Genomic DNA, 7,281 nt, shown 5'->3' on the forward strand with positions numbered 1-7,281 from the left:
CCCCGGCGATCAGCAGGGTGACCGCGGCGAGGGTGAGCAGTACCCGGCGCCGGCTCATGCCGTCACGTCCGACGCGGGTGCGGGTGCGGGTCGGGGTGCGGTGCGCAGGAGATACACCAGATCGGGCCGGGCCCTGGCGACCGCGGCCACCGTCGCGGCGGTGACGATTCCCTCCCCGGCGCCGATCAATACGTGGGTGCCGAGCAGGTAGGCGGCCACGGTCCCGAGCGAGGTGGTGGAGGCGCCGCCGATCGCGTACTCGAGCAGGAATCCGGCGGACGCCGCGACCACGGCGGCCAGTGCCGCCGTGAACGACACGACCGCCAGGCCCCGACCACGGGTGCGACCGCGGAGGAGGGACCGCAGCGCGACCGCGATGCCGTAGCCGGTCGCGACGCCGATCAGCGCCATGTTGGTGATGTTCGCGCCGAGGGCGCTCAGGCCACCGTCCGCGAACAACAGGGCCTGGACGATCAGCACGATCGCGAGGCACAGCGCGCCGGTGTACGGGCCGACGAGGATCGCGGCGAGCGCGCCACCGAGGACGTGTCCGCTCACGCCGGGAAGGATCGGGAAGTTCACCATCTGCAGGGCGAACACGAACGCGGCCACCAAACCCGCCATGGGAGCGGTCCGCTCGTCGAGTTCGGTCCGTGCCCGCCACAGTGCGATCGCGAGTCCGGCGACCGCCACGGCACCGAACAGGAGGGACGTCGGGGCGTTGATGAGGCCGTCGCTCATGTGCATTGCTACGACATCCATCATCGAATCATAACTTCTCATATGAACAGGTGCTCAGGTATCGCTCGTGATCCGTCGGGTCGCGATACGGATTCCCGTCAAGAAGCAGGCCCGGGGAACACTCCGTTCACATCGTCGACGATCCGGTACGAAGGGCAGTCGTAATAGTTGCTGATCCGCATCCGGTGAGAGGACAGTCCGTAGTCCATGTACTTGTCGACGAAGGTGCAGTCGAGCCGGGTTCGGCCGTCGGACGTCGTCTCGGTGACGGCTACAATTGTCCGCCCGCCGACGCGATGGACGGGACGATTGGCCCAGCCGCTCGAGACGGTCTCCTCCGTGGCAAGATCGGTGACCGGGCTGTCGGTGCGGTTCGCTGTATAGAGCAATCGGTTCGCGACAACGATGTTCGAGATCGACAGGCCGTATGCCTGGTTTCCTGTCAGCGTAAGGACCGGTTCCGACGTACGGATGTCGTAGACACCGAACCCGACCTGATCTCCGCTCCCGCCGGGTGTGACGACGACGAGGTTGCCGAACGGGTCGAAGTTCATCTGTTCGGGATCGGCGATGTCGGTGAAGGTCGCGATCCCGGTCGTGCCGTCCACCCATGTGAGGCGACCGGACGGGACCCGGGTCCGCCCTTCGCCCACGTATCGGAGACTCCTGAAGCCATACCCGCGTGGGGTGATCATCTCGATCCTCCCCATGCTGAACCCGCTGGCATCCAGAGCTCGGGAACCGTGGTCGAATCGCGACAGTTCGACCGCCGTCGCGCTGTCCAGAACGACGATCGTTCCCTCCGGGCTCATGGCCATCGACCCCGGCGCGGGTTCGTCAAGCACCGCTGTTTCACCCGTGGCGCCGAGCAATGTTCCCGGGCGCGACCACAGCGCCTCGAGTCCGGTCGAGTAGGCATTGACGACGCTGAACCATTTCGAATCGACTGTAAATGATTGTCCGAGAGCGACTCCGGAAGTTGTCCCGTACAAGGAGAATCGGCCGTCGTACCGATCCGACACGCTCGACACACCCTTCAACTCCCCGCGTAGCGCCCCTGTCCGTGCATCGTAGGAACGAAGGATGATATCGGAGTGCTCGGGTTGTAAGCCTTTGGCTTCGACAACAATTCCCAGCGCGTACACGACCGAGAGTGAGGCTCCGGTCCCCGCAACCGCGCACGAGAACGTGTCGATTGCGCTGCCGGTCGGCACTGTAAGGGGAGGGAACGTGATCATCGACCCCTCGTCGATTGCCTGGCCCTGGACGCGATGTTCGGAGAGTGTTCCATACGCGTCGTTGTCTTCTGCGCCCTCGAGGCAACCCCACGTCAGGATCTCGTCGGATACTTTGCCGAGCGCCCGGTGGGCTGCACGGGGAGGCTTCGCCGGGCTCTGGATGACCCGGGGTGGTTGGGTCGCCGGAACTGTTGTCGCTGGTGCTGCCGTTGTTGTCGGTTCGCCCGAAGGCGGCGTGATTGCCGTCTCGGCCACCGGTTCCACGGTGTTCGAACCGCAGGATGCCATCGTAAGTAGCATCGCGAGCAGAAGTGTGGATGCGCCGGCGCGGCAGGGAAATCGCATGCGACACAATAACGTGCCCTGATCGACCCTGGGCCCTCCGGAATGTATTGGGAGGCTTGATCTGTGCTGTCCGACCTGGAATTTCTGTCAATTCTGTCCTCCGATCATACGAATTCGACGACCAATGGTTCCTTCGATCGTGTCGCCACCCCTATCGTCACCGCCCATGAGCAATCTTCAGTTGTTGAGCGATCTACTTGCAGCTTCCCCAGATTCCGTGGATTACGTTGCTGCGAGGACTCGTACGGTAAGTGGTCCGGTCTGGGTTATCCCTATCGCGATCGTCGGTGGGGCTGCCTACCGCTATCGCAACAAGATCAAGGACCTTTTCAAGTGAAGGGGGTCTCGGCGAAGCGAGTCGCTGCGTTGTGCGGCGCGGCCGTGACCGTCGCGATCCTGACCGGGTGCAGTTCCACGGGTGACTCGACGACCTGTGCGGACTATCTGGCTGCGGACACGTCCGAACAGCAGAGCATTCTGATGGACTTGCTGCGCGAGCACGATCTCAAGACTCTCGATCCTGGCAACTTGGTCGGGATCACCGACAACGTCACTGCCTTCTGCGCGAATTCGGGCAACGGCACCGCGTCGCTCAACGGTGCGGTCGACTGGGACAGCAGCACCTGGTGACGCAATTGTTCAGGGAATCGGTACCGGTGCAGGTTCATCTCCGGTTCCGAAGTCGGTTCAGTTGCTCCCGCCGTCGCGCTGGTGAAGGGGCCGGTCAGGAACTGCGCGGCTCATCGGTCGGACTCTGCAGCGGCCAGGTATCGGCGAGAGGGATCTGGAACAGTTCGGGGGCGTGGGAGAACCTGTCGTAGGGGTCATTGGTGACAGGCATGGCGCGATCGCAGTGTTCACGGACAGGACCGTCGTCGGTGGCGAGGAGCACGGGCATCCTTGGGTATTCGAGATGCCCATGCATATTGTCGTTGATCGGTACAGCGACCTCGGGACCTTCGAGCAGCGAACGGCAGGAGCGAGGATCATGTCGCTGTCGGTAAGGTCAAACTGGTCGTAGTACCAGAACAGGCGTCGAATGGTGTCGACTCCGATATCTGCGCGGTCTTTCCGGCGGGCAGGTGCATCAGTCGATCGCCGGAACCACCGTGGCGGAATACTGGTCGGTCGCGGCGCCCAGTTTCGGGACGGGGAACGTCGAGCAGATGAGGCAGGCTCAGCGGGCCCGCGAAGTCAAACGCGGCGGGGGCATTGGTTCGGAACTCGCCCATGTAGACGGTGTGGTCGTTTTCGCGATGTCGAGCGTCGTGGATGTCGAGCGTCGTGAACAAGGCATCGGCGGCAGTTGGTCTTCTCAGGAGGCGCGAACGCCGCCGGATTGCGTAGGTCGCCGACGGTGGGGGCGATGGCGGATACGTCTCCTCGTCGCTCTCCTCGAGCGGCAAGTACGTCCCGACGAGCAGGTTCGGGGCGACTTCGGCGAGCTTCTCGATGTCGAGTTTCATGCCGTCGACCTCGGGAGCTGCGCCGGATCGGGGTACTGGGCGGCCCAGGGCGGCTGCCGGTAGTCGTAGCCGGTGAATTCCCTGGTGGCGACCGGGTTGCATGTGGCCGAACCACCCGCGAATCGCGTCGCGGTTCCGTCGGCCGAATCCCATTTTCGGGATTTAGAGAGTGGGCGACCTCTTTTCTGGCTATCGTGAGCGAACTCGAGGAGGAGGGGACTCATGAGTGAACCGTTCGACGTGATCGTGCGCGGCGGCCTGTGGTTCGACGGGACCGGCGCTCCCGGCGTCGTCCGCGACCTCGGCATCCGCGGTGGAGTCGTGGTGACGGAGAGCGTCGAGCCGCTGCCGGCCGGCCCGGACACCGAGGTCGTCGATGCGCGCGGCCGGTGGGTGATGCCCGGATTCGTCGACGCGCACACGCACTACGACGCCGAGGTGCTCGTCGCGCCGGGCCTGTCCGAATCGGTGCGGCACGGCGTCACGACCGTCCTGATGGGCAACTGCTCGCTGTCGACGGTGTTCGTGCCGCCGGTCGACGCCGCCGACCTGTTCAGCCGCGTCGAGGCGCTGCCCCGCGATCACGTGCTCAGCGCGCTCGAGACCGCGAAGAACTGGACGTCGCCGAAGGAGTACATCGCGGCGATCGACGCGCTGCCCCTCGGACCGAACGTCGCCGCGTTCATCGGCCATTCGGACGTGCGCGCCGCCGTGATGGGACTGGGCCGCTCCACCGACTCGGTCAACAAGCCCACCCGCGAAGAACTCGTCGCCATCGACACCGCCGTCGGCAAAGCGCTCGACGCGGGTTTCCTCGGGGTCTCCACCATGACGAACCCGTGGGACAAGATCGACGGAGACCGCTACCGGTCCCGGACACTGCCGTCCACCCACGCCTCGTGGTCGGAATTCCGCAGGCTGCACCGGATCCTGCGCCGTCGTGGCCGGGTGCTGCAGGCCGTGCCCAACCTCAACACCAAGTACGACGTGGCGTTCTTCGCGCTCGCGAGCACCGGCATCGGCCGTCGCCCCATGAAGGCCTCGATCCTCGCAGCCGCGGACACCAAGGCAGAACGGTGGGTGCACCGCATCTTCGGTCCGATCGCGAAGGCCGCCAACAAGTTCGGACGCGGCGCATTCCGCTGGCAGCACCTGCCCACCACCTTCGAGGTGCACTCGGACGGAATCGACCTCGTCGTCTTCGAGGAATTCGGATCCGGCCGCGCCGCACTGCATCTCGAGGAGGAGATGGGTCGCAACGACCTGCTGCGCGACGAGGCCTACCGCCGGTGGTTCCGGCAGGACTTCGAGAAGAAGTTCTCGCCGCGGGTGTGGCACCGCGACTTCGACGACACCGACATCGTGGCCTGCCCCGACGAGTCCCTCGTGGGCCGCTCGATCGGCGACGTCGCGCGCGAACGCAAGCTGCATCCGGTCGACGTGTTCCTCGATCTCGTCGTCGAATACGGCCGGGAATTCCGCTGGCACACCGTCATTGCCAACGACCGGCCCGAGGTGCTGAACCGCCTGATCAACACCCCTGGCGTCACGGTCGGGTTCTCCGACGCCGGTGCGCACCTGCGCAACATGGCGTTCTACAACTACGGGATCCGCATGCTGCGCCGCATCCACGACTTCGCCGAACGCGGCAAGCCGGTGATGCCCCTCGAGACGGCCGTCCACAAACTCACCGGGGAACTCGGCGACTTCTACGGAATCGACGCCGGGCACCTGCGCGTCGGCGACCGCGCCGATCTCGTCGTCGTCGATCCCGCCGGTCTCGACGAGGCGACCGAGCGCTACCACGAGGAACCCATGCCCGAGTTCGGTGGCCTGCGCCGGATGGTGAACCGTAACGACGCCGCCGTCACCGCGACGGTCGTCGCCGGACGGGTCGTCTTCCGCGACGGCGAGTTCGTTCCCGGCTACGGCACCACCGTCGGCACCGGCCGTTTCCTGCGTGCCGGCGTCGCCGAACGCGGGCCCGCCCCGGCGCGCGGGGACGTCCCCGAGCGCGTCGAGGTCGGATGACCTCGATTTCCCGTCCACGCACGCAGCAGGAACGCCGGGAAGCGACGATCGGGCGCATCCTCGATGCGACGGTCGCCGCGCTGGGCGAGGTCGGCTACACCGCGACCACCATCGCCGAGGTGTGCAGCCGGTCCGGGGTGTCCTCCGGTGGGGTCTTCCGGCACTTCCCGACTCGGCTGGACCTGATGGTCGCGGCCGCCGACGAGGTGCGCAAACGGCAGTTCGAGAAGTACCGGGAGGGCCTCGCGCGGCTCGGCGTGATCGACCGGAGCTACGAATCGGTCCTCGCGAGCCTGCAATTGGTGCGTGCCGCGTGCCGTGCCCCGATCAACGCGGCCTGGTACGAACTGCTCGGCGCGGCCCGCACCGATGCGGCGCTGCGCGAACGGCTCGAACCGCTGGCCGCGCGCTACCACGCCGAGATCGCGGAATTCGCTGCCGCGCTGCCGGTTGCAGCCCGATTCGACCCGCAGGTGTTCACCACGATCGTGTTCTCGATCGTGCACATGCTCGACGGAGAGGCGATGTCCGCAGTCGTGCATCCGCAACCGGAACAGGAGGATCTGCGGCTCCAGCAGATCGCGCGCGCTCTGACCGGAGGCGCGTCGCGCCGGGACGTAGAGAACGAATCACGAAACTGACCGCGTTTCAAAGGTTTCGTGCTCCTGGGAATGCCCTGATTCAGGCTCGGTCGAACCACGTCACCTGCGCGCCGTTGCCGAACTCCCGGCGCCGGGTGGCCGTGAACTGCGTCGGCGCAAAGGACCCGGACAGTGCCGGCAGACCGGCTCCCGCGAGGACGGGATAGCTCTTGAATATCAGCCGATCGATCTCGCCGATGAGCTGCCCCGCGAGATTGCTGCCGCCGCAGAGCCAGATGTCCAGGCCCTCTTGCGCTTTCAGATTCCGAATCAGTTCCACCGGATCGGTGTCGACGATGTCGACTCGTGGATGGTCCACCGGTGCGAGAGTGCGCGAGAAGACGTACTGCTTCAGGTGGTCGTACGGACTGACCACCCCCTCCGCGAGTGCCGGTTCGTAGGCGCCGCGACCCATCACCACGGTGTCCCACGTCCGGTTCGGCGTATCGGTCGGCATGCCCACGAGTTCGCGAACGTGGGTCGGGATCGATTCCGGATACGTCTCGCCGATCCAGGACGACATGTCGTCGCACATCGGATAGAAGTCGAATTCGCCGTTGGGACCGGCGATGTAGCCGTCGAGGGAGACGGCCACGTAGTAGACGAGCTTTCGCACAGAAGCCACCTCGTCCGTAGTACTATGGTTGAAGTGGTTTGAACGTAGTACTACGGATGGAGTGGTGTCAAGTGGTTCGCGCGAATCCCGAGCGTCGCCAGGCCCTGCTGGACGCATCGATCGAGGTGCTCGCCCGAGACGGGGCACGCGGGCTGACGTTCCGCGCGGTGGACAAGGAAGCGGGAGTGCCGGCGGGAACCGCC

8 protein-coding genes and 1 pseudogene are annotated in these 7,281 nt (G+C 65.6%); 5 read left to right on the plus strand and 4 right to left on the minus strand.

The features are described from left to right. Nucleotides 1-54: 54 nt before the first annotated feature. Both I0Q12_RS04900 and I0Q12_RS04905 read right to left on the minus strand, forming a co-directional pair. On the minus strand, nucleotides 55-762 hold the full coding sequence (locus I0Q12_RS04900; RefSeq protein WP_197250880.1) for an energy-coupling factor ABC transporter permease: 708 nt from the start codon (nucleotides 760-762) through the stop codon (nucleotides 55-57). A gap of 77 nt (nucleotides 763-839) precedes the next feature. Further along, entirely contained in the window at nucleotides 840-1,349 is a 510-nt protein-coding gene (locus I0Q12_RS04905) for a hypothetical protein (RefSeq protein WP_197250881.1), read from the minus strand. A 1,141-nt stretch (nucleotides 1,350-2,490) separates the two neighbouring features. On the opposite strand from I0Q12_RS04905, the gene I0Q12_RS04910 reads away from it, so the two are divergent. Together I0Q12_RS04910 and I0Q12_RS04915 are read left to right on the plus strand one after the other, a co-directional pair. Beyond that, nucleotides 2,491-2,661: a hypothetical protein gene (locus I0Q12_RS04910; RefSeq protein WP_197250882.1), complete on the plus strand. Its 171-nt coding sequence runs from the start codon at nucleotides 2,491-2,493 to the stop codon at nucleotides 2,659-2,661. After that, the gene (locus I0Q12_RS04915; protein ID WP_197250883.1) at nucleotides 2,658-2,954 is read left to right on the plus strand and encodes a hypothetical protein; all 297 of its coding nucleotides are present in this window, start codon (nucleotides 2,658-2,660) and stop codon (nucleotides 2,952-2,954) included. The genes I0Q12_RS04910 and I0Q12_RS04915 overlap by 4 nt, the downstream gene beginning before the upstream one ends. Nucleotides 2,955-3,310: 356 nt before the next feature. On the opposite strand, the gene I0Q12_RS04920 is transcribed toward I0Q12_RS04915, so the two are convergent. Continuing rightward, the gene (locus I0Q12_RS04920; RefSeq protein ID WP_197250884.1) at nucleotides 3,311-3,790 is read right to left on the minus strand and encodes a hypothetical protein; all 480 of its coding nucleotides are present in this window, start codon (nucleotides 3,788-3,790) and stop codon (nucleotides 3,311-3,313) included. Between the two features lie 222 nt (nucleotides 3,791-4,012). Here I0Q12_RS04920 and I0Q12_RS04925 point away from each other — a divergent pair, with 222 nt between their 5' ends. Then, the gene (locus I0Q12_RS04925) at nucleotides 4,013-5,821 is read left to right on the plus strand and encodes an amidohydrolase family protein (RefSeq protein ID WP_197250885.1); all 1,809 of its coding nucleotides are present in this window, start codon (nucleotides 4,013-4,015) and stop codon (nucleotides 5,819-5,821) included. Next, nucleotides 5,818-6,462, plus strand: a complete 645-nt coding sequence (locus tag I0Q12_RS04930) for a TetR/AcrR family transcriptional regulator (RefSeq protein WP_197250886.1) — start codon at nucleotides 5,818-5,820, stop codon at nucleotides 6,460-6,462. Before I0Q12_RS04925 ends, I0Q12_RS04930 begins: the two co-directional genes overlap by 4 nt. Before the next feature lie 40 nt (nucleotides 6,463-6,502). Here the strand turns inward: I0Q12_RS04930 and I0Q12_RS04935 are convergent, their stop codons facing one another. Beyond that, nucleotides 6,503-7,078, minus strand: coding sequence for a dihydrofolate reductase family protein (locus I0Q12_RS04935; RefSeq protein WP_197250901.1), 576 nt, complete (start codon nucleotides 7,076-7,078; stop codon nucleotides 6,503-6,505). Nucleotides 7,079-7,134: 56 nt separating this feature from the next. Here I0Q12_RS04935 and I0Q12_RS32000 point away from each other — a divergent pair. After that, nucleotides 7,135-7,281, plus strand: a pseudogene (locus I0Q12_RS32000) (TetR family transcriptional regulator); the annotation flags it as partial.

Origin of the sequence: Rhodococcus sp. CX (assembly GCF_015865005.1) — a bacterium.
Lineage (GTDB): Bacteria > Actinomycetota > Actinomycetes > Mycobacteriales > Mycobacteriaceae > Rhodococcus.